The sequence below is a fragment of the Clostridium sp. MCC353 genome (assembly GCF_018785315.1).
GTDB lineage: Bacteria > Bacillota > Clostridia > Lachnospirales > Lachnospiraceae > CHH4-2.
In genome coordinates this window covers 23361-45856 of record NZ_WQPN01000071.1, presented here as the reverse complement: position 1 = coordinate 45856, position 22496 = coordinate 23361, and the positions used below count along the sequence as shown (strand labels likewise).

Annotated in this window: 19 protein-coding genes; 12 read left to right on the top strand and 7 right to left on the bottom strand. The window is 45.9% G+C overall.

What is annotated here, in order from left to right; translation table 11 throughout:
* Window positions 1–530: 530 nt before the first annotated feature.
* From GPL15_RS14290 to GPL15_RS14270, 5 genes are all read right to left on the bottom strand, one after another.
* Window positions 531–1076 (bottom strand): PDDEXK nuclease domain-containing protein, encoded by a 546-nt coding sequence (locus GPL15_RS14290; RefSeq protein WP_275950490.1) that lies wholly within the window; start codon window positions 1074–1076, stop codon window positions 531–533.
* 269 nt (window positions 1077–1345) lie between these two features.
* Entirely contained in the window at window positions 1346–2644 is a 1299-nt protein-coding gene (locus GPL15_RS14285) for an SLC13 family permease (protein ID WP_215699355.1), read from the bottom strand.
* A 122-nt stretch (window positions 2645–2766) separates the two neighbouring features.
* On the bottom strand, window positions 2767–3999 hold the full coding sequence (locus GPL15_RS14280) for an alpha/beta hydrolase-fold protein (RefSeq protein ID WP_215699354.1): 1233 nt from the start codon (window positions 3997–3999) through the stop codon (window positions 2767–2769).
* A gap of 17 nt (window positions 4000–4016) precedes the next feature.
* Window positions 4017–5153 carry a hypothetical protein gene (locus GPL15_RS14275; protein ID WP_215699353.1) on the bottom strand — a complete coding sequence of 379 codons (1137 nt, stop codon included), beginning with the start codon at window positions 5151–5153 and terminating at the stop codon, window positions 4017–4019.
* A gap of 66 nt (window positions 5154–5219) precedes the next feature.
* Window positions 5220–6446 (bottom strand): MFS transporter, encoded by a 1227-nt coding sequence (locus tag GPL15_RS14270; protein WP_215699352.1) that lies wholly within the window; start codon window positions 6444–6446, stop codon window positions 5220–5222.
* Between the two features lie 163 nt (window positions 6447–6609).
* Between GPL15_RS14270 and GPL15_RS14265 the strand changes: the two genes are divergently transcribed.
* The 3 genes from GPL15_RS14265 (at window position 6610) to GPL15_RS14255 (ending at window position 9991) form a co-directional block, all read left to right on the top strand.
* On the top strand, window positions 6610–7572 hold the full coding sequence (locus GPL15_RS14265; RefSeq protein WP_215699351.1) for a LysR family transcriptional regulator: 963 nt from the start codon (window positions 6610–6612) through the stop codon (window positions 7570–7572).
* 504 nt (window positions 7573–8076) lie between these two features.
* Window positions 8077–8235, top strand: coding sequence for a hypothetical protein (locus tag GPL15_RS14260; RefSeq protein ID WP_215699350.1), 159 nt, complete (start codon window positions 8077–8079; stop codon window positions 8233–8235).
* A gap of 118 nt (window positions 8236–8353) precedes the next feature.
* Window positions 8354–9991: a ribulokinase gene (locus GPL15_RS14255; protein WP_215699349.1), complete on the top strand. Its 1638-nt coding sequence runs from the start codon at window positions 8354–8356 to the stop codon at window positions 9989–9991.
* Window positions 9992–10039: 48 nt separating this feature from the next.
* Here GPL15_RS14255 and GPL15_RS14250 read toward each other — a convergent pair whose 3' ends face one another.
* Window positions 10040–10792: a DeoR/GlpR family DNA-binding transcription regulator gene (locus GPL15_RS14250; protein WP_215699348.1), complete on the bottom strand. Its 753-nt coding sequence runs from the start codon at window positions 10790–10792 to the stop codon at window positions 10040–10042.
* A gap of 116 nt (window positions 10793–10908) precedes the next feature.
* Window positions 10909–12423, bottom strand: a complete 1515-nt coding sequence (locus tag GPL15_RS14245; RefSeq protein WP_215699347.1) for a sn-glycerol-1-phosphate dehydrogenase — start codon at window positions 12421–12423, stop codon at window positions 10909–10911.
* Window positions 12424–12787: 364 nt separating this feature from the next.
* Between GPL15_RS14245 and GPL15_RS14240 the strand changes: the two genes are divergently transcribed.
* From GPL15_RS14240 to GPL15_RS14200, 9 genes are all read left to right on the top strand, one after another.
* The gene (locus tag GPL15_RS14240) at window positions 12788–14074 is read left to right on the top strand and encodes an ectonucleotide pyrophosphatase/phosphodiesterase (RefSeq protein ID WP_215699346.1); all 1287 of its coding nucleotides are present in this window, start codon (window positions 12788–12790) and stop codon (window positions 14072–14074) included.
* A gap of 92 nt (window positions 14075–14166) precedes the next feature.
* On the top strand, window positions 14167–15249 hold the full coding sequence (locus GPL15_RS14235; RefSeq protein WP_215699345.1) for an ABC transporter ATP-binding protein: 1083 nt from the start codon (window positions 14167–14169) through the stop codon (window positions 15247–15249).
* The gene (locus GPL15_RS14230) at window positions 15239–16165 is read left to right on the top strand and encodes a sugar ABC transporter permease (protein WP_215699344.1); all 927 of its coding nucleotides are present in this window, start codon (window positions 15239–15241) and stop codon (window positions 16163–16165) included. Before GPL15_RS14235 ends, GPL15_RS14230 begins: the two co-directional genes overlap by 11 nt.
* A 12-nt stretch (window positions 16166–16177) precedes the next feature.
* A complete protein-coding gene (locus GPL15_RS14225) occupies window positions 16178–17023 on the top strand; it encodes a carbohydrate ABC transporter permease (protein WP_215699343.1) in 846 nt (281 codons plus the stop codon).
* 105 nt (window positions 17024–17128) lie between these two features.
* Window positions 17129–18535 (top strand): extracellular solute-binding protein, encoded by a 1407-nt coding sequence (locus tag GPL15_RS14220; protein ID WP_215699342.1) that lies wholly within the window; start codon window positions 17129–17131, stop codon window positions 18533–18535.
* A 241-nt stretch (window positions 18536–18776) separates the two neighbouring features.
* Window positions 18777–19865: a hypothetical protein gene (locus GPL15_RS14215; protein WP_215699341.1), complete on the top strand. Its 1089-nt coding sequence runs from the start codon at window positions 18777–18779 to the stop codon at window positions 19863–19865.
* A 32-nt stretch (window positions 19866–19897) separates the two neighbouring features.
* Window positions 19898–20839 (top strand): sugar phosphate isomerase/epimerase, encoded by a 942-nt coding sequence (locus GPL15_RS14210; protein ID WP_215699340.1) that lies wholly within the window; start codon window positions 19898–19900, stop codon window positions 20837–20839.
* Entirely contained in the window at window positions 20836–21318 is a 483-nt protein-coding gene (locus GPL15_RS14205) for a DUF6106 family protein (RefSeq protein WP_215699339.1), read from the top strand. Before GPL15_RS14210 ends, GPL15_RS14205 begins: the two co-directional genes overlap by 4 nt.
* A gap of 298 nt (window positions 21319–21616) precedes the next feature.
* Entirely contained in the window at window positions 21617–22471 is an 855-nt protein-coding gene (locus GPL15_RS14200) for a MurR/RpiR family transcriptional regulator (protein ID WP_215699338.1), read from the top strand.
* Window positions 22472–22496: the final 25 nt, after the last annotated feature.

The following is a 22496-nucleotide window of genomic DNA, read 5'->3' as shown; positions in this document are numbered from 1 at the left end:
AAAATGAAGAATCGCCAGAACCGGCATTTACCGGAACTGGCGATTCTTCATTATGGAGTTATTTTACAGCCCCTTTTTCGGGGAAATTAAAATTCTGTTCTTCTTAAAAAATACCTATATTTAAGGGCTTTCAACACAATACACGCTTTTTGATTTTATACTGAATATGCCTTGTAATCTCATTATAAAATATATCGATAAACCAAACAAATACTTGGATTGTATGAGCCACTATACATTCAGCGCATAATTTATTTTTCAATTTTCCCTGCATATGTTCTTCCAAATACATCAAAAAGCCTAACCACCCTTTCCGGTAATTAAGCCTTTTTTTAAATTATGTCACCATTGGCGTCACAATCTGCAATTTTCAACATTATAATAATTTCAAATATTCCAGTCTTGCTTCTTCATTTTTGTAAAAGAAGCCTATGGAAACATATTTTTCCCCTTCATCTGTATCTATTATCAATATTTGAAGCCTTTATGTTAATGTTGAATATGAATTGTGTCACCACTGGTGACACAATTCACCGTTCTTCAATCTCCGGTATATTTACTAATTCCTGTAGTTTTTCTCTCAGCAGCTTTTTATCAGGCAACTGTAGCTTATACTCAGATACTAACATTGGCGACATGCTTCTACTCATAGCATATTCTACCACTTCATCATTCTTGGATGCACACAAAATCAATCCAACACTTGGATTTTCATGATCCTTTTTTGATTGCCTGTCTAATGCCTCCAGATAGAAATCCATTTTTGAAACATATTCAGGTTTAAACCTTCCAATTTTCAATTCAAAGGCAACAAGGCACTGTAAACCACGGTGAAAAAACAGAAGGTCGATGAAATAATCTTCCCCGCCAACCTGAACCTTGTATTCCTCATCGATAAAAGTAAAGTCTTTACCCAGTTCTAAAATGAAATCCCTCATTTTTAAAATTAGTGCTTTCCTGAAATCCCTCTCCTTGTATGTGTTGGGCAAATCCAAAAATTCAATGACATAGGAGTCTAGGAATGGATTTTTACTTACTGGCTTTATCCCTTCAGGCAACGCCTTTCCCTGTGACAAAACATATCGCTCATAATATCCACTATCGAGCTGCCTCTCCAATTCTCGTTTACTATAATTCTCTTGGATACACAATTTCAAATAGAATTCTTTTTCTTCAATACTTTTTGATCTTTGTGTTCTTTTGGGTTGGGGAGGTAAAACCATTACCAGGTATGAAAGCAACCAGGTACAGGATAAGGCTCATGACACAATTCTTTGAACTAAAGTCCCTTGCGTCAGCCGGCTTTTGCGCTGGCCGATGCAGGGGACTTTATAGTTAAAGGACGCTAAAGGATCCCACGGACCGTCATATAGGCAGCCGATAACATTAGATTCACCACAGACAAGGCCAGCAGTTTATAGACCAGGCTGTCCCTCTTTGTTTCATCCGAAACGCTGCTTATGACCAGCGCCCCGCCGGTGGAAAAGGGCGACAGCCCTGTTGCGCTGGAGCCGATGATGATACAGCTGTATAATACGGCCTGTGAAATATCACTATTCTCTGCAATCAACGGAATGAGCGGACACAATGTGGGAATTACAACGCTTAAAGCGCTGCTGAAAAAACTCATGATTCCGGCAATTGCCACCAGCGACGCCGGAAGCAGGATGCCGGGAATATTTCCATTGAGGGCAGAACTGAGCATATCAATTAAACCTGCTTCCCTGGCTGTTCCCATGAGGATTGAGATGCCGGATATCATGATGATGATTTTCCAGGGTACATATCTGCGTATCACAGTATCCATATCACTTAAATTCATACAGGCCGCACAGGCCGTACCCAGCAGGGCCAGAAAACCGATATCGGCCTTTGCGGAAATTTCAGATATTCCATTTTCTATATGAAATGCATTAAAAACGGCAGAGACTGTTATCAAACCTGTGACAGTCAGAATCAGAAAAACCGTCAGCTTTTGTTTTCCGGTCAGTTTTTCAGCTTCCTCTAACCGATCAATTCTTTTTGCGTCCTGTGTTTTTTCTTTAGAAGCGCTCACAGCGGCTACTATCGCAAACAGGGTGATAAATACGGCCCCGCAGTCTATAAATCCGCTCAGTCCGGCTTTCATACCCAAAGCGCTGTCTGATGTCAGCTCTTCAATAATTCCCCGGATGATGGTGCCTCCGGCCGCAAACATATAGTTGGAGCCTATAGGAGCGCCTAAAAGAACTGCACACATGACGGCTAAGGGCTGGATTCCTGCCGCATTTGTCAATGACAAAGCGATCGGAGCCATAATCATGGTGATGGTTCCTGCGTCCAGGCCTACAAATCCCATTCCGATACAGCATAGAAACAGCATGACCGGAAGAAGATGATTTTTACGGTTTTTTCCAATAAAATGATTTACCACTTTGATTAAGGTGCCGTTTTCAAGAGCCGTCCCGTAAAACAAGGTAATCGAAACCACCGGAAAAATAATTTTTATGGGAATATATTCCTTCAAAACTCCTGGTTTCATTCCCAATACGAAGCAGCCGATCAGATAGGCCGAAGCAACAGCTGTCAACCCCAGATTGATCCGGTACTGTTTATTCAAAAATACGGCCAGAACAAAGGCGGCGGCAATTAGTATCATACTCATAGATAATCCCTCCTAAGGAGCGGCAGAGCGTGTCTGAAGTAAGCGTTCAGACGGCTTATCTTCTTGACCGAAAAAGCCGGTCAAGAAGCATCGGATGTCCGTCTGAACTGTTACTGTCTAAACTATGCCTGGACAAAGAAGTCGAAAATTGTATCGACAGCATAAGTCCATGCATCTGCGTGAACTCCTCCGGGAACCCCATGCCATTTAGCCGGGATTCCATGGGAGGTAAAATACGCGGCCTGGTTTTCCACATTGTCGAATCCAATATTTTCACTTCCGTCGACCATCAGCAGAGGTTTTCCGGCAAGTGGGGACAAATCGAACCTGCTCAGATCGTCAGTGGTCAAAGCTCCGCATGGAGCCAGGGCCTTAAATATGCCGGGATACTGCAAGGCCAGCCAGAAGGCCCCGCCTCCGCCCATGGAGTTGCCGGTTACAAAAATGTTCTCTTCATCAATGTTAAACTCCGCCATCACCTGTTTCAGCGCGCAGATGGGCTCATTCTGACAGTATTCCAGATATCTTTTTTCCTCTTGGGAACACTTTTCCGGCTGCAGGTTCGGATCGCAGCCGCCGTAAAATCCCATGCTGTAGCCCTCCACGAAAAGCAGGATGAGATCACGTTTTTCCGCTTCTGTTTCCAGAACGGTAGGCCTCCAGTTCAAGTCCCTGCTTTCTCCGACCCCTGCCCCTGCTCCATGCAGGACCATAACCAGTTTGTATTTTTTATCAGGAGTGTAGCCGAAAGGCACATACAGAAGATAGGGCATGATCAGATTCGCTTCTTCATAGTAATAGGCCCTTCTTAAAACACCTTTTTTCTTATTTAGATAGATCAGCAGATCTTTCCCTACCTGTTTGTCTTCGAATAAATCCGCCCTGTCGTCACCGATTCCCAGAAAATCCCCTTCCGCCAGATAGCTGCGCTGCCAGACCGCAGTTTTTCCAAAGGCTTTTTCCATCACATTTTCAACATCTATATAAAAATGTCCGTTGATCACCTCGCTGGCCGCTTCCAGAGCTGCCGCAGTGCCGTCAAAGACTGCCTCGGCAGAACCGGCGTTTAGCGTTACGGTCCTGCCGCGGTAGGATAATTCTGCTTTTGCACCCTCAATCACTCCTGTCATTTCAGGACTGTAGATCTTTATCAGGCTGTCCGCCGCCACCAGAATATTGTTCCCTTTTGTGATGGATGGCGAATTCATTTCATAACGCATCCTATTTACATAGGCATAGGGGCTGTTATCCGTAAAATAAACCGCTTTAACCTGAAAATAGGGCTGATATTTTACAGATAAATCTTTTGTAACTTTTCTTGCATCACCGCTTTTAGTAATCTTATCTTTTCCCATAATAATCTCTCCTGCTGTCATACCGACTGTTCATTGAAGAAGGTGAAAATATCATCGATGGCCTTTACCCAGGCAGTCCCGTGAGCTTCTCCTCCCACCTCTGTAATACTGGCATTTATTCCCTTTTTTAACAGTTCCTGATAGAGTTCATGGACCACTTCATATCCCGGGTCTTCTGTTCCGATCACCACTCTGACCGGAATGTTCTTAATCCGGTCAACAGGGTAGAACCGCAGATCACACCCGCCGCCGCATGGAGCGATTGCTCTCCAAATGGTATTGTACTTCTGCCCTAAATGAAAAGTCCCGTCGCTTCCCATAGAATTACCGAACAGGAATACATTGTTTTTATCAATGGCGTATTCATCCATCACGTGAAAGACCGCATTCATATCGGCTTGTTCGCACAGCGGATAAATCCGTTTCTGCTCTTCATCCAGCCCGGCGGGATTGGACGGATCCACATCATCCGGCACAAAGTCCCGTTTCATCGGAAATTCGCTGCCATGCATTCCCCTGGCGTAACCATTGGGGGATAAAATGATGTAACCGTATTTTTCCGCGGCGCTGCAAAGCGGCCCGCCCGCCTTTTCAAAATTTTCCTGTCCGCCCAGGCCGTGAAGAACCACAGCCAGTTTGAGCGGTTTTGATTCATCATAAACGGTGGGAATGTACACATGGTAAGGAACCAGCTGTTTTACGGCTTCCATATAAAGCGCCCGGTGCAGGATGCCCACCCTCTTTGTAAATGCGTACCCCATACCGAATCCGTCGAATTTTTCCGGTTTTTTCTTCGCAAGGCAGACAAAACTGCCAAGGTAATTGCTGAACCTCTTTTTAAAAAAGCCGGCGGTATCATTGAAAATATTTTCCGCTGCAATAAAAGCTGTTTCTTCCTTCATTTTTATTTCGCATTCTGTCCGCAGTTCGTTCAGAGTGATTTCCGCTTTCGTTCCGTTGGTTTCGATTGTCAGCTGAGGCCCAAATGAACGCTGAAGATCTTCCAGGCTGATATACAGAAGGTCATGTTCCATAAACGGCGCATGGATCAGATCGTATAAACAGCCGTCGGCGGTTGCTTTCTTTTCTCCTGTTTTAAAACAAAAGGAAGATGGTACAAAATATGGATTTAAGGGTTGACGAATAGGTAGCATATGAATTCTCCTTTTTATAATTTTTGTGGCTGAAAACCGGTAAGAGGACGTCTGTGTCTATTAACATCAGGCCGCTGCCTCTTCTTTGCTCTTGCTCATAATCGCGATAAACTTGTCAAAAAACAGAATGGTGAGAACAAATCCAATCACCGGTGCGATTGTTAAGAGCAGGAATGCTTTTTGATATCCAACCATATCCACAATAAGCCCGATTACGGTTGAACAGCAGATGGAAGTCAGATCCTGAACCGCTGCAAATGTGCCGACTGCCAGAGCGGCAACAGAAGATGAGCTTTCCCGCAGGGACAGGGAGCGGACCAGGTTGGCTCCACCGGCGCCAATACCGCACATACACCCGGAAACCAGCCATACGGACGGATTCAGGGAAAGGCCGATCATGGCGGATGCCGCCGCCGCTATGGCGATAACGGCCAGGGTCAGATAACGTCCTCCCCGGACATCCAGCTTATCCAGCATATAACCAAAGGCCAGGGCTCCGATTCCCATGAATATTCCGTTATTTGCCAGATAGGTTGCCGCTGTTGATGTCATATCCACGGATTTCCCAAACAGCACCACAAATTCATTGGAAGCCAGGGATGGTACTTGCAGCAGGGCGAAAATAATGCAGATCGGAAGGGCTTTTGTATAAATAGCTCCGCCAAGACCGCCTTTGCGGTTTTTCGTGGCATTCAGATGTTCGCCTTCATTGAATCGGATCATCAGGCATAAAAGGCCGCAGAGAACAGCAATAGCGGCTCCTACATAAGCACAGTACTGGATACCGGCAGCCTCTTTCAAATACAGGGTGACTTTGTTTGTAGCCGCGTTGGTAAGCTTGGGCAGCAGGGTGAACAGGCCAAATGCGCTGCCCAGAGCCCGTTTGTCTATGTTTTTAGACAGTACAACCGCCATGGACATGTTAGCCATGCCGAAACAGAAACCATGCAGAAGGCGAAGGAGAATGAATAAAGGTACGCTGCTGCAAAGGCCGAATCCGGCAAATACCACAGCCATAAAGAGATTGGAACAAAATAGAATCAATGCAGGTTTACGGCTGTTGTCAAGGGCCTTTCCAAATGGCGTGCGGATCAGCAGTGCACAGACCGTATATGCGGATGTGATAAATCCCAATGCGGAAGCGGCCAGCCCCAGATCGCTTCCCAACAGAACTACCGGCTGCTTTACCATGCTCCGGCTCATACCTGACAAGATGTTGATGACCAGCGCCAGCCAGAAGGCTGAATTGGTCAGAACTGACATTAACGGTGACTTTGTTTTGATTTCCGACATGATGAGTTCCTCCTTGTTTCCTTAACCATTTCCGGATATGGTTTTGTCAATATTGACGGTTTTGCTCTTTTCATTTATAATAATATCATCAATTTATATAAATAAAAATTCACTTTTTGGTTATATGCTGATAACTATTTAGTTAACATTAAGGAGGAAACAGATGAGGCTTCTTCAACTGGAATATTTTGCAGATCTGGTGAAAACAGAGAGTATTTCCCAAACGGCTTTAAATCTTCATGTCTCCCAGCCGGCTGTCAGCTCCATGTTAAAAAAGCTGGAAAAGGAACTGGATTTGTCTCTTTTTGACCGGAAAGGGAGAAAGATCATTTTAAATGAGAACGGGAAGCAGTTTTACAAGAGCGTGCTTTTGATTTTAGATACCATAGAAAAAAACAAAATACAGAGGAATTATTATAATCGGGACCTCTGCTGTGAAATAACGATCGGAATACGTGCCTATGAAAACATAATTTTCGAGGTCATTTCCCAATATATCAAACAATACCCGAATGTGTTGTTCCGGTTAATGTCTGTTTCCAAATCTAAATTATTTTCAGCCGCCAAAATGGATATTCTCGTCACAGAGTTGATTGAGCATCTGCAAGGGAGGGATTATCTGAGACTGGAGTATCAAGAGAGAGCGCTGTTTTATCTGCTTCTTGGCAATAAACATCCGTTGTTTGAGGAATCTTATCTGACCATAAAAGAGTTTTCATACTGTCTCTCTTTGCCGGAATCGGACCCTCGTTCTCTGACACTGGCAATTGCATCTCCTGACAGCAGCTCGATACCTCGGGCCATACGCGTTCTTCGCCAGGAAGGCATTACAATACATGCCCGTTTAATCACAGATGACCGCCTTACCCTTCTCCGTCTGGTGGTCTCCAATATATTTTCTTCCATTGTCTCCACCAAGGATTCACAGATTACCATGAATAATCCCAATATACATGCGATACCAGTGTACAAGAATAACGAACCGCCATGTACACTGTGTCCGTTTTATATCAGCTGGGTGCCGGAGAAATTAAATGAACCCTATATCCGGGATTTTATTCACAGCCTTATGGATATCTACCATTTGACGGCGGAGGATATTCATTACTCTAATTCAGGCGGTTAATAAAACTGCGGATAATTTTTAAAGATTATGAAAACGTATCTCTGAAATTAAATACAGGACCCACAGCTATTTCGTGCAAAAATAATCAAATAAAATAGCGTCTGCCGCCGCAAAAATCATAGAAATATCCGGGAGTTTCCGGATTTGTTTCAATGTTCTGCGGCGGCTCAAACTCTTCCAGTCTTAAACTATCTAATTCCTACATTCTCACGGCTTTGTCCTTCCGTATTTCACCTCCAGAAAACTGATTCTGTATTAATAATGAATATAACATTAAATATTATTATAATTAACATTATGTGAGTGATTTTACTATATAATGTTTGGAACGAAAAATAAAGCATCACCCATAAAACACACCAAAATCCACATAATTTACCATATATATTGACTTTTTGCACTGTTATGTTATTATTAAAATATGTTTATTTCAAACATTAATAACTCGGTATGCTGTTCACTTAATTCATCCGTCTTCAAATAAAATGAAATGAGGAGAAGGAGTTGGAAGAGCAGAGCAATGCAGCTGCAGAATTAATTAATGAATGGAGATCCGTCTCCTTTATCGAATGGGAAGCGATATTTTCCGGCGTTTCGGAGATGAACCTCCGGCGCGGCCTGGAATATCCGGATCCATTGAAACAGATTGTCCGGATTCACTAAGGAGTTAAGTTACCCGATACCGTTGTTGGAACTGGGGATTATTTTTCAAACCGTTCCGGGCGCAGTATGGTTATGTAAAAATTATTGGATTAACAATTATTAGGAGGCGGCTATGCAAATGGCAAAAGAAAATTATACATTGGGAGTGGATTTTGGAACCTTGTCAGCCAGAGCAATTATACTCAGGACCGCGGATGGCGCCATTGCCGCCAATCATTCCCATTCTTATGCTCATGGCGTTCTGGATTCATGCCTTCCTGACGGCACGGCTCTTCCGGCAGGTTATGCCTTGTCCTGGCCGGAAGATTTTATCGATTCTATGGCCCGGGCGGTAAGGGGAGCTTTGAAGGAATCCGGCATTTCGCCAAGACAGATTATTGGTATCGGCGTCGATTCCACCTCGTGCACCCTCATTCCCACGGATGGACAGGGAAAGCCTTTATGTGAATATCCGGGACTCGACAGCCGGCCCCATGCTTATGGGAAGGTATGGAAACACCATGCCGCGGAACCTTTTGCCGCATATTTTGAACATCTGGCAAGAACCGGACAGGAAACCTTTCTGAAGGACTGCGGAAACAGCGTGTCCTGCGAATGGGCGGTTCCCAAAATGCTGGAAATCCGTCATTATGATCCGGAATTATATCATAAAATATCTTACTTTCTCGATCTTCCGGAATGGCTGACTTGGAAAATGACAGGCTGCCTGACGAGGAGCGCCGCTTCTGCCGGTTATAAATTCCATTGGAAGGAGAATCGGGGATATCCTTCCAGAGAATTTTTAGATCAGGCGGCGCCTGGGTTTGGCAGAGAATTTTATGAAAAGGCGGCAGGCGTGGTATTGCAGCTTGCATCCCCGGCCGGAAAGCTGACAGAGGCAATGGCAGAGCGTTTGGGCCTGCCTGCCGGTCTGACCACAGCCGTAGGCTCTTTGGACGGACATATTGCTGCCACCGCTGCCGGGACTTCTGATGAGCATGAATGTGTGCTGATAACCGGGACATCTAATGTTATCGCATTTTTATCAAAGGAGTACCGCTATGTTCCCGGCATCTGCGGCTGTGTATATGGGGGGATCAAGCCCGGCTTTTACTCATATGAGGCGGGACAGGCCTGTACCGGAGATATGCTGGACTGGTTTACCAGGAATCTTGTTCCCCAGGCCTATCATCTGGAGGCGGCAGACAAAGGGATCGGCATACACCGGCTTTTATCTGAAAAGGCGGCGGCCGGTCATCCTGACAGCAATCCGCTGACAATTCTGGACTGGATGAACGGCAGCAGGAATCTTCCTTCTGACAGCGCATTGAAGTCCGGATTCATGGGTATGTCCCTGGCAGCCCGGCCTGAGGATATTTATTGTGCCATGATTCATGGGATTGCCTGTACAACCCGTTTTATACTGGAACACTGCGAAGCTCACGGCTTTTCATTTGAACGGATTGTTGCCACAGGGGGAATTCCCAGTAAAAATCCATTCTATATGCAGCAGTATGCCAATATCCTGGGCAGGGAAATTGATGCTGCGTCCTACCCGGATCTGTCCGCCATGGGAGCAGCCATCCAGGCAGCCTGTGCGGCAGGAAAAGCAGAGGGAGGATATGATTCGCTGGAAGAAGCGGAAGAGCGCATGAAATGGAAATCCTATATCAGGTATCAGCCGGATCCGGCCCATAGAAACGAGTATGAAACGATATTTCGGAGATTCCTGTTTTACCGGACCATTTTATCTGAGAAGAAATTCGTTGATGAATAAAAAACATGCAGGCCAATGGTAGATCCTGTTGGTCTGCATGTTTTTTGTTTATATGACTTTTACATGAAATTGTTCAGCCTGGCGCAGGGTGGCCGGATTCAGCCCGCCGTCGGATACGATGATTGACGCATCCTGCATGGTGGCGAATGTAAATGTGCTGACAATGCCCACCTTTGAGGAATCCATCATCATGACAACCCGTTCTGATTTGCGCAGAATCGTGGTTTTCAGTTTAAATTCTTCCTCTTCTCCGCAAGTGAAGCCGCGGGTATTGCTGTATCCGGTGACGCCGAAAAATGCGGTGGAAAAATTAATTGTTTCCAAAAAAGCCGTTGTCCTGGAACCGATGATGCTCAGGCTGGTGTTGTTGAGCAGGCCGCCAAGAATGTGGATCTTAGCCTGTGACAGGCTGGCCAGTTCATAGGCGCAGCTGATGCTGTTGGTGAAAATTGTATATGTCCCATCGGGAAAATTCCGGCAGAACTCCGTAGCTGTAGAGCCGGAATCGATGAAAATAACGCTTCCGGGTTCCAAAAGCGATATTGCTTTAGAGGCGATCAGGCGTTTTTCTTCGATATGGCATACGGACCGGTTGGCAAAAAAATCTTCTGTCCTGATTAAGACATCAAGGGATTTAGCGCCGCCGTGAATCCGGACAATTTTTTTTGTGCGGTCCAGATACTCTAAGTCACGGCGCAGTGTCATCTCCGAAACATTGGGAAAGTGTTCCTTCAGTTCGGCAAAGGGTACAAATCCCTGGGCGTTGATTAGTTCGACGATTGCTTTTCTCCGTTCTTCCATAAAATTTTATCATATTTTCCTTTCATTGATATTTGTACCGGAGCTGCGCAGGATTTGCGCAAAAAACGCTCCGGCATGGAGAATTGATATGAAAAATGCCGCCTCTTACATTTTTATTAAAATAATAGTTCCGCCGCTTCATCCAGCAGGCCCAGATCCCAAAGCAGCCGGCTGGAAATGTATTTATCGCGGATATCTTTGGTATGTACAAAAGCGCTGCGGACCTGGCTGTCTGAAATGTTCAGCTCTGCCGGGGTTACCGGTGCTCCGGTGGCTTTGAGCTTCTGAAAGAGTTCATCATAGGAAGGGAGCTCTTCATCGATGATCGCTAAGATTTCATCCCAGTGATCCAGGATGTGGTCCAAACGTTTCCTATGGGCTTCTTTGTCGAATTTATGTTCCCTTTTTTCGGCTTCTAAGATGCTTTCAGCAGCAGAACCAAATACCCTGCGGACATCGGCTTCCCACTTTTCCATTGAGAAACGGCTGACATAGCGGAGCGCTTTTTCCCTGTCCGGTGTGATTGTTTTTATATAATCGTATACCTTTAAAGTCAATAAGGTACCGATTCCACACTGGATTCCGTGCATATCGTGCTCATAACCGTGGTCTAAAGCCGTCATATCCCAAATGTGGGAAAAATAATGTTCCGTCCCTGATGCCGGCCTGGACACGCCCGCGTAGCTCATAGCGATGCCGGACAGGATTAGTCCGTTCATGATATTTCCTACCGCGGCAGGGTCCCTCGATACAAGGCGGTTAGAGGAATCCATACATTGCTTTAAGGATTTGCGCACCAGAGATGCCACTTCTTCACAGTAATACTCCCCGTTGATCAAATGGGAAATCCTCCACTCACAGATGCTGGTGTACTTGGCCGCCATATCTCCGAGGCCGGACTGCAGCATGCGCATAGGCGCCTGGGAAATGATGGAGGTATCTCCGATGATCCCATCGGCACAGTTGGAATGGAGGGATATCTTTAAACTGGAAAGTACCATGGAGGAAGAATCTGAGGCGTATCCATCCATGGAAGGAGCTGTTCCTACAATGAGGAAGGGCCGTTTTGTGTTGTTTGCAATGATCTTGCAGATATCATTGATCACACCTGACCCCACACCGATAATTCCATCGTAAGATTCGCTGAAGCGCATGGCAATGGCTCCCACCCAGAATTCAGATGGATCTGGATGCCCGGAATCCATAGTATAGGCTGAATAGTGGATATCTGCGGCGGACAGCAGATCCATAACCCGTCTGCCGGCTGCGGCATACGTATTCTGATCGCATATCACAAAAGGATTCTGCATATGTCTGGCGCGGATCATAGGGATCAGATGCTCCAGCGCATGTTCTCCTATGACGATATCCTGTACGGTGGAGATATGATGTTTCCCGCATGGGCAGTCATAACCGGCCGGATTCAATAAATCTTTGAGAGACATATCCGCTAAATTCAGCGTTTCCATTACAGGCCTCCGTTTATTGAATGGGCAGATAAGGTTTTGGCCATCCGGTATCTCCTGAATCTTCATGGTAATGGAGCCGGCATTTTCCTGGGGTTCAGTTAGTTCAATTGTTTCCGACCGAAAATCTTTGGCTTCGTTTGAACGAAGTGCCTTTGTTTTCATCAATTATATCCTCCTTAGACTTTATTGTAAAGCCGGAAAAACAAAGCATCCGGTTTTTAATTTTGCAATATGAACATCAAATGCAGAATGGTATATTACAAATAACATTAAAATGATTGTTACAAACATATTATTATCATAACATGATTTGGAAAGAAGTCAATATGAGGCGGGCAAAAATATAGAAAATAGGGTATTATTTACATATAAATAGATAAAAAGCAGGGTAAAAACGGAAAAATATCCAAATAAAGTGCTATATGGCATTGACTTTTGAAATAAACATGATATGATTAATTATAACAACAATATGTTTTGAAATGAACTATGTGTCGATAAGGAACATATTATAAGGAGGATACATGTGAAAAAGAAACTAATTGTGATGTCGGCAGATGCTATGGTGTTTGAAGATATCGAATATTTGAAAAAATGTGACAATTTTAAGAAGTATTTTTCAAATGGATGCTGGATTAAAAAGATTGATTCCATTTATCCTACCGTTACATATCCATGCCATACAACCATGGCAACCGGCGCGTGGCCGGATAAGCATGGACTGACAAGCAATTTTGACGCCCGTAAGATCGGCACGGAACCAATGCCCTGGACCTGGTTTCATGATTTGGTAAAAACAGATGATATTTTTTCGGCAGCCAAAAGAGCCGGACTTTCAACCGCGGCGGTGTTTTGGCCGGTGACAGGCAGACATCCTGATATTGATTACCTGATTGCAGAGTATTGGACCCAGGGCCATGGGGATACTCTCCGGGATGCGTTTGGGCGCTGCGGTTCCGGTGAAGACATGCTGGATATCATAGAACGCCATAAGGAAAAACTGGTGGAGAGAAAACATCCTATGTGTGATGAATTCCTTGTGGCATGTACGTGCGATATCATCAGGGAGAAAAAAACGGATCTGCTCATGCTGCATCCGGCCAATATTGATGCCTGCCGCCACAAATACGGATTGTTTAACGACAAAGTTCTGGAAGGAATAGAGGAAACGGACCGGTGGATCGGGAAGATCATGGAGGCGGTCCGTGATGCTGGGATAGAAGAGGAAGTGAACCTGGCGCTTACCAGCGATCATGGCCAGGTTGAGATTCAGAGAATTGTAAATCTGAACGTGCTTTTCGCGGATCATAAGCTGATAGATGTGGACGAGGACGGCAGGATCCTTGATTGGAAAGCATACTGTTTATCCAATGGCTTGTCGGCGCTGGTGTACCTGAAAGATGAGGGCTGCCGGGATCAGGTTTCTGAACTTCTCTATAATTGGAAGGAAGAGGGGATCTATGGATTCAGCGAAGTATATACGGAACAGGAAGCCCGTCAGCGGTATCATCTGGGAGGCGGGTTCTCATTTGTTCTGGAATCGGATGGAATTACATCCATAGGGACTTCCTGTGCCGGGCCGCTTGTCAGCCATTTTGACGTGGAAGATTACCGCTATGGCCGGGCAACTCACGGACATCTGCCTTTTAAGGGCCCCCAGCCGACGTTTTGGGCAATGGGGCCTGATTTTAAAGAAGGGGTTGTTTTGGAACACGCCCGTCTGATAGACCAGGCGCCTACCTATGCGAAACTGCTGGGCTGTGAACTGAAAAATGCAGACGGCGTGGCGCTGGATGCGATTTTAAAGGCGTAAGAGAAGTGCCTGTATGTGAAGAGGCAGGCGGACGGAGCGGGATAACACAATGGGGTTGTTGTAAAAGTACAGAATGAGAGAGGGAGAATATTGTGAGTGAGATCGTATTTAAGGACATTTGTAAATCATTTGGCGACGTTAAGGTGATTGAGAACTTAAATCTGACATTAAAGGACGGGGAATTTACTGTTTTGGTCGGCGCTTCCGGCTGCGAAAAGACAACTTTGTTAAGAATGATTGCCGGAATCGGCCCTGCCACATCCGGACAGATTTTTATGGATGGAGAAGAGATCAGCGATATTCCGCCTGGTAAGCGGGGGATTGCCATGGTATTCCAGAATTACGCAATCTATCCGACAATGTCGGTGAGAGGAAATATTGAATTCGGTCTGAAGAATAAAAAGATACCTAAGGAAGAGAGAAGGCGCCTGATTGAGGAAGTGGCGGATACGGTGGGCCTGACCCCGTATCTGGACCGTAAGCCCGGAGCCCTGTCCGGCGGACAGCGCCAGCGGGTTGCTTTGGCCCGCGCTATGGTGAAAAATCCTAAGGTATTTCTGATGGATGAGCCTTTGTCCAATCTGGATGCCAAGCTGAGGGGATCCATGCGTTCTGAGCTGATTGAAATGCATAACCGTTTAAAGACCAGCTTTGTATATGTAACGCACGACCAGGCGGAAGCCATGAGCATGGCGGATACGATTATCCTGATGGATGCCGGAAAAATCATGCAGCAGGCTTCACCGGAGGTGATTTATGGCGATCCGGACAATATTTTTACGGCTCAGTTTATCGGAACCCCGCCTATGAATATCTGCAAAATGAGTGACGGTGAAAACTATATCGGATACCGCCCTGAAAAAGTGATTTTAAGCCGCCTGGAAAATGAATTTTTGTACCGAAGAAAGGCGCGCATCCTGACGAGAGAGATGCTGGGATCGGAGACTTTGTATAAAGTACAGATGACAAAAGCGGATTATAAGGAGGAAGGGGCTGTTATGATTTGGGTAAAATCCGCAGACTCCTCTTTCAAACAGGGTGAAGAACTCTATATTTGTGTTGATGCAAAGGACATGTATTTCTTTAATCGCGATAAAAACCGTATCCGCCGCGGCGACGTACCGGATTTTGATTTATATTACCGAATGGCAGGGAGGAAACAGGATGAAGGATAAAAAAGAGGCCGCTGCGCCGAAAAAAGTAGAAAGAAAACACAAGAACTATCACAGAAACAGCTTGATCCGCCCTTATTTGATGATCGCGCCATGCATCACATTCCTGATGATCTTTACATTCTATCCCGCGGTCAATATGATCTATCTCAGCTTTTTTGACTACAATCTGTTATCGGAAAAGAAGTTTATCGGACTGGAGAATTACAGAAGATTATTCTTCGTCAATGTGGATTTCTGGAATGCGTTTAAAAATACCGCCTATTATACCGCCGCGACAGTACTGCTGCTGATCTTCTTAGGCCTGATGTTCGCTCTGTGGCTGCAAAAGAGCACCTGGCTGAATTCCATTGCACAGAGGGTCATGTTTCTGCCCCATATCTGCGCGATGCTGTCGGTTTCCATGGTATTCCAATGGCTGATGGATGAAAAAGGCTTATTTAACGCGGTACTGCACGTTTTCTCTTTGCCGGGACTGCGATGGCTGAACAGTTCCCAGACAGCCCTCATATCCATTATCATCGTATCGATCTGGAAAAATATCGGTTATTATGCGCTGATTCTGCTGTCTTCATTAAAAGCGATACCAGCGGAAATTCACGAAGCGGCAGAGCTGGATGATGCAAGGCCTCTGCAGAAGTTTTTCAAGATTACCGTGCCCATGCTTTCACCGCAGATATTGTTTCTGCTGGTCACCATCACCATCGGTTCTTTCAAGGTGTTTGAGAGCATCCGTATTATGACAGGAGGAGGCCCGGGAAATTCTACGGACGTACTGGTTTATTATGTGTATCGTTACGCAATGACCAATTTGAAATTTGGCTATGCTTCGGCGGCGGGCACGGTTCTGTTCGCTTTACTGATGGTACTAACCTTTTTCTACTTCCGTTTGCCAGGCAAACGCGTACATTATCAATAGGAGGCGGTCTGAATGAGTCGAAAACAAATTTATTCTATAAAGCGGCTGTCCATTGGCGTGTTCAGCGGCGCATTAAAGCTTATCTGCTGCCTGTTTTTTGCCTTTCCATTTTATTGGATGATCATCACATCCTTTAAAACCTATACGGAATCCATTCAGTTCCCCCCTTCAATCTGGCCGGCGGAACTGACGCTGGAAGGATATATCACCGTATTTCAGGGTTTGGAACTGGGAATGTATATAAAGAATTCATTGATAATCATCGCGTGTATCATCGTCATGCAGCTGCTGGTCATGGTGCCCGCCTCCTATGCGTTCGCTAAGTATAAATTCAGAGGGCAGGGACCTTTGTTCGGCCTGGTTATGGTCGCCTTCATGATCCCGTCACAGGTTACCTTTGTATCTGTTTACATCATGTTCTCACGCATGGGGCTGATCAAAACGCTGGTTCCCCAGATTCTTCCCTTTGGCGCAAATGCTTTTGGAATCTTCCTGCTGAGGCAGAATTTTAAACAAATACCGGAAGAACTGATCGAGTCAGCCCGTCTGGATGAGGCGGGGGAGATAAAGATTATGACCCATATCATGCTGCCTATGGCAAAATCAACGATGGTGACGATTGCGCTGCTGAGTTTTATCAGCCACTGGAACGCCTATTTCTGGCCGCTGGTAATGACGACTACAGAATCAGTAAAACCATTTACATTGGCAATTGAAAAATTAAAGGACCTGGAATATGGAACCGTGTGGCCCACCATTATGGCGGGAAATGTGCTCATGGTGCTGCCGGTGCTGATCCTGTTCCTGGTTGGAAGCAAGAGGATTATCGCGGCCATGGCATACCGCGGAATGAAGTGATGGAAGTCTAATGAGTGAAACGGCCCATTGGCCGGTATCACATAGAGCGTGCTTGGGAAACGGATGGGTGAACGTTTCCGGGATACAACTGATAAGGAGGAAAATATGAGAAAATTAAACGGGAAAAAATTATTGGCCTGCGGGCTGTGTATGAGTATGGTATTTTCGATGGCGGCCTGTGGTAAGAAAACGGACAGCCCAACTGGCGGAACAGCAGCCGGAACAACTGCAGCGGCCGGTGGAACACAAGAGCAGGCCGGGAGCGCGGCAGAGCCGGCGCAGACAGAAGCGGCCTATCCTGATAAGGTGACGGAGCCGATTACAATTCAGTTTTGGCATACGATGGGTTCCGGGGCGAATGGAACATATATAGATGAAGCAATGGCGGCATTTAACTCCTCCAATGAATATGGAATTACAATTGAAGGAACCTATGCGGGAAGCTATGCTGAGGTACTGTCTAAGACCAGCACGGCAATTGCGGCCCAGGACGCGCCCACATTGGTGGTGGCAGCGAGCGGTGGAATCCCGATTCTGGCAGATCAGGGCATTCTGGCAGATTTGTCCGGATATATCGCAAGAGACGGCGTGGATATGTCCAATTTTGCAGGCGGCATGACTGATTTCTGCTATTTCGGAGATAAGATTGTTTCCATGCCATTAAACCGTTCAACAGCGGTTTTTGCATATAATAAGACTTTATGGGATGAAATGGGGTTGGAACCTCCTACAGATATCCAGGACCTGGCTGTGAAAGCAGCTAAGATTACAGAAGCCCATCCTGATATTTATGGTTTTGGCGTACACATTGACGCGTTTTATTTCCAGGAAGCCCTGGTCCGTTCGCTGGGAAGCGAAGGCCTGATCGCAGCCAACGGCAACGCTCCGGCATCTTTGGATGACGGAAACTTTGAAAAGGTTCTGACAGACTGGCTTAACTGGGTGAACGCAGGCTGGTGTTTCCCGCCCGCAGTCACCAGCGCGGAAGGTACTGCAAAAGAGATGCTGTACAATAAGCAGCTGGCATCCATGTTCGTCAGCTGCGGCGGTCTGAGAAATATGATCAATTATTCCAATGAAGCAGGGATTGAACTGGGCGTTTCCTACATGCCGGTATACGGCGGCTATGGGTCTAACGGCGGAGGCGGTAATATTTGTGTGATCGGTAAAGACCATACACAACAGGAAATTGCGGCGGCCTGGGAATTCATCAAATTCCTGGAGACAGATGAGTGGGCGGCAAAGAGAGCGGCAGATACCGGTTATCTTCCTGTTACATACAGCGCTACCGAAACGGATACGATTCAGAATTTATGGAAAGAAAGCCCTCATTATAAAACCGCGTTCGACCAGTTGGAGTACTGCAAAGATGCAAACTGGTCCCTGTATCAGAGTGAATGGAACCAATACCTGAAACAGGCGATGTCCTATGTAATCCAGGACTTCAGCATGACGCCGGCGGAGGCGGTGGAGTACTTAAAAGAGCAGGCCGCCATCATTTTCCCGCAGTAAAGGAATTCATAAAACGAAGACAGGTGCGGAAAGAAACTTAGAATTTTGCGGCATATACAGAGTTTCACCCATACTCTGTATATGCTGCTTTTACGAAGGGAATACAGATGTTCTTAGGAAGGAAATACAGATGCTTTAACGAAGGGATACAGATGTTTTAGGAAGGAAATACAGATGATTTTAGGAAGGGATACAGATGTTTTTGGGATTTGATACATAGACATGACAGGAGTGGCAGAAGATGAAAAAAGGATTATATGGCTGGATTTTCAGCGTGGGGCTGGGGCTGGCGCTTTGCGGATGTGCGGGCACGCCGGAAACTGAAAAGACGCCGGCAATAGAGACGGCTGCGGTGCAGGAGAGCAGCGCGGCGCAGAGTGACGGCACGGCGCAGAGTGGCGGCGCGGTGCAGAGTGGAGATGCGGTCCAGAGTGGCGGCGCGGCGCAGAGTGGAGATGCGGTCCAGAGTGGCGGCGCAGCGCAGAGTGGAAGTGCGGCCCAGGAGAGCGGTGCGGAGAAAGAGACTGAATACCCTTATGATGTAAAAGACCCCTCCTTCTTTCTGCATAAAGATTCCATCGCTCATGCGCCTAAGGCAGAGGTGTCCGGAGTTACGGCTGAGGGAAAACCGTTTGCATTAAATAATATAGAAAAGTTCGGAGTGTTCCAGGGGAGCTGTACGGATGGAACATGGGTATATGCGATTTTGGAAAATCAGAAAGTCCCCACGGAGAAATCCGGCGTATTCAAATCAGAAGGGATCATTTCCAAAATAGATCCCAACACATGGGAAGTGACGGCACAAAGCGGGGAACTTCCGCTGGATCATGGCAATGATATCACATATAACGGTAAGACAGGTCTTTTGATGGTGGTCAACTGTTATGACAATCCATATACCATAACGAGAGTGGATCCTGAGACGCTCACTGTGGTGGATACCATTGATATTGAGCATAAGATTTACGGTCTGGCTTATCATGAAGAAAAGGATATGTACATTGCAGGGATTCGCAATACCTATGATTTTGTATTCATGGATGCTGAATTTAATACAATAAAACTGGTTAATGGCGTTGATACCGGATTCGTCAAACAGAATATCGATTGTGACGACGATTACATCTATTTTGTTCAGTACGAACAAAATTCTATCATCTGTTATAACTGGGATGGAGAGTACGCGGGCGCTTTTTATGTGAAGGGATGTTATGCGGAGGCGGAGAGCATGTTCCATATTGGAAACCAGTACTATTTAGGGTATAATACAGGTGGAGGAAGAGGAGGAATGATTTACGCGCTATCGTTTGATAAAGCAGCGCTGAAGTAGACTGTAAACCGTTTGATGTGGAGGGAATAAGAATGCAGATTAGTGTACAGACCGGAGGCATTATACCCTACTGGGGATTTGAGGAAGGTTACCGGATGATTAAAGAAGCGGGCTTTGACGGACTTGACTGGAATATAGACAGCGCCTGGGACAGAGAGAGCCTAAAGGATCAATTGGAGAACCATGAACTGAAACATTGCGTCTTTGAAGAGCCGCTGGAGGATATCATGGCGCATTATCAGGAGGAACTGGATGTGATTCATAAGTATGGCCTGAATTTAATTCAGGCGCATGCGCCATTTCCGGCTTACATAGAGGGATTTCCTGAGTTTAATGAATACGCAATCCGGATTTACCGGAATTGTATCCGTTTTTGCGCCAGGGCCGGTATAAAATACCTGGTGATACATGGCGCGTCTTTGAGATTAAATGACTATACACAGACGCCGCAGACGATCAGAGAGATGAACCGGCATCTATACGAAAGCCTGATTCCGGAACTGAAGGAGACGGATGTGGTGGTATGTCTGGAAAATTTATTTACAAGGTATAAGGGGAGTATCGTGGAAGGCGTTTGTTCTAACCCGGATGAAGCTGTTTCCTGTCTGGATGAGCTGAATGAAAAAGCGGGTAAGGAATGTTTTGCTTTCTGCCTGGATACCGGCCATTTAAATCTTCTGGGGAAAAATCAGGGTGTCTTTATCCGCAGTCTGGGAAGCAGGATTAAGGCACTGCATATCCATGATAACTGGGGAGATGAAGATGATCATCTGGCCCCGTATACCGGCAATATTATTTGGAAAGATGTGGTGGAGGCATTAAAAGAGATCCAGTATGCAGGATCACTGAATTTTGAGACCTTCCAGCAGGTCTCTTTAAAACGCGTTGATCCGGAAGCGGTGCCGGTTCTGCTTAAAATGATTTATGGGATTGGCGATGTATTCCGCAGGAAAATTACGGCAGGGGAAAAATGATGGCGGAGTGTGTGGTCCGGAGACAGATACCGGCTGCCGGCAAAGTGATGTGTGCGGTCATGGTTATACTGACCGCGCTGATTGGGATACTGGGGGTATTGACTTTGGTGCTGCTGCCGGCGTTCATTCTGTCGGTTATTTTTACAATAATTTTTTGCAATAAGTTAAAAATTGAATATGAGTACAGTTATGCAGATGGAATTTTGACTATTGACAGGATTATCAATGGGAAAAAAAGAAAACAATGTCTGGAACTCGGTCTTGGGCGTGCAGAACGTATATGCCCTTATAGGCAGGAGCATGGTTCCGGTTCCAACGAAGCGGCAGTTTTGACAGAAGATTATGCATCCGGCCGGCCGGATGCAAGGGTATATACGCTTCTGTTTGAGAGTAACGGAAGGCGTTATAAGGTTATTTTTGAGCCGGATGATAAGATGTTAAATGCAATAAGGCAGACGATGCCTGAAATCATGTATTAGGCAGGAACTGTTTTAAAAAGGGAAGGGGTCTGCCGGTTTAAAAACCGGCAGGCCTCTTACTTTTGCTATTGATTGATTGGCCGGACAGGCCTTTTGCATAAAACAGATGTAAAAATTATTTTTATTTTTCATATTGGTTGAAAACATTTTTTTATAGTGATATAGTAAAATCAAATTTGTGGTTAAAACCAGCATGAAACCAAGATGAAACCAGCGTGAAACCAGTAACCGGATGAGAAAGCTGCAGCTAATCAACCGGCAGTCCAAACAGCAGTCCAAACGGCAGAAGGGGGAACTTATGCAAGGAGACTTTTTAACAAAAATCAGATCGGCTTCCAATCAGTTTACAAAGGCGGAAAAGAAAGTGGCCGATTTTATCCTGCAAAATCCTAAAAAAGTGCTTTTTATGTCCATCACCGATGTGGCGGAAGCCTGTGAGGTGGGAGATACCAGTGTATTCCGTTTCTGCAAAACCATGGAACTCAAGGGGTATCAGGAATTTAAGATGATGCTTTCGCTAAGCCTGAATGAGAATGGGGACGATCCGGAGCGGTACGCAGGTGACATCACCATCAGCGATTCCTTCGCCGATGCGGCTCAGAAAGTGCTGAATACCAACATAAGTGCCCTCAATGAGACCTATTCCCTGCTGGATGAAGAGGTGGTGGAGAAGGTGATTGACTGTCTTCATGAAGCCAAACGGATCTATTTTTTCGGTGTGGGGACAAGCATGCTGACTGCGATGAAAGCCATGAACAAGTTTTTAAGGATTGAACCCAAGGTCTACTGTTTACAGGATTCCCACATGCAGGCCATGGCCGCCTCCATGATGGATGAACATGACGCTGCGGTGCTCATTTCCTATTCCGGAGCCACCAAAGATACTATCCATGTGGCCAAAACGGCCCGGGAGGCAGGGGCGAAGATCATCTGCATCTCCCGGTTTGTCAAATCACCTCTGACCGCATTTTCCGATTATACCCTCCTTTGCGGAGCCAATGAAGGCCCCCTCCAGGGCGGCTCCACGTCGGCGGAAATCAGCCAGTTGTTTTTGATTGATGTGCTGTATAGTGAATATTACAGGCGGTATTTTGATAAGTGCAGTGTGAATAATGAGAGGACTTCGGCGGCGGTGATTGAGAAGCTGTGCTAAGGAGGGCCTTGGATGTGATCCTCGG

Excerpts from the sequence above, each read along its gene's own strand:
- GPL15_RS14280 (WP_215699354.1), bottom strand. The coding sequence starts at position 3,999 with ATGGGAAAAGATAAGATTACTAAAAGCGGTGATGCAAGAAAAGTTACA.
- GPL15_RS14270 (WP_215699352.1), bottom strand. The coding sequence starts at position 6,446 with ATGTCGGAAATCAAAACAAAGTCACCGTTAATGTCAGTTCTGACCAAT.
- GPL15_RS14230 (WP_215699344.1), top strand. The coding sequence starts at position 15,239 with ATGAAGGATAAAAAAGAGGCCGCTGCGCCGAAAAAAGTAGAAAGAAAA.
- GPL15_RS14265 (WP_215699351.1), top strand. The coding sequence starts at position 6,610 with ATGAGGCTTCTTCAACTGGAATATTTTGCAGATCTGGTGAAAACAGAG.
- GPL15_RS14255 (WP_215699349.1), top strand. The coding sequence starts at position 8,354 with ATGGCAAAAGAAAATTATACATTGGGAGTGGATTTTGGAACCTTGTCA.
- GPL15_RS14245 (WP_215699347.1), bottom strand. The coding sequence starts at position 12,423 with ATGAAAACAAAGGCACTTCGTTCAAACGAAGCCAAAGATTTTCGGTCG.
- GPL15_RS14275 (WP_215699353.1), bottom strand. The coding sequence starts at position 5,153 with ATGCTACCTATTCGTCAACCCTTAAATCCATATTTTGTACCATCTTCC.
- GPL15_RS14250 (WP_215699348.1), bottom strand. The coding sequence starts at position 10,792 with ATGGAAGAACGGAGAAAAGCAATCGTCGAACTAATCAACGCCCAGGGA.
- GPL15_RS14285 (WP_215699355.1), bottom strand. The coding sequence starts at position 2,644 with ATGAGTATGATACTAATTGCCGCCGCCTTTGTTCTGGCCGTATTTTTG.
- GPL15_RS14225 (WP_215699343.1), top strand. The coding sequence starts at position 16,178 with ATGAGTCGAAAACAAATTTATTCTATAAAGCGGCTGTCCATTGGCGTG.
- GPL15_RS14210 (WP_215699340.1), top strand. The coding sequence starts at position 19,898 with ATGCAGATTAGTGTACAGACCGGAGGCATTATACCCTACTGGGGATTT.
- GPL15_RS14215 (WP_215699341.1), top strand. The coding sequence starts at position 18,777 with ATGAAAAAAGGATTATATGGCTGGATTTTCAGCGTGGGGCTGGGGCTG.
- GPL15_RS14205 (WP_215699339.1), top strand. The coding sequence starts at position 20,836 with ATGATGGCGGAGTGTGTGGTCCGGAGACAGATACCGGCTGCCGGCAAA.
- GPL15_RS14220 (WP_215699342.1), top strand. The coding sequence starts at position 17,129 with ATGAGAAAATTAAACGGGAAAAAATTATTGGCCTGCGGGCTGTGTATG.
- GPL15_RS14200 (WP_215699338.1), top strand. The coding sequence starts at position 21,617 with ATGCAAGGAGACTTTTTAACAAAAATCAGATCGGCTTCCAATCAGTTT.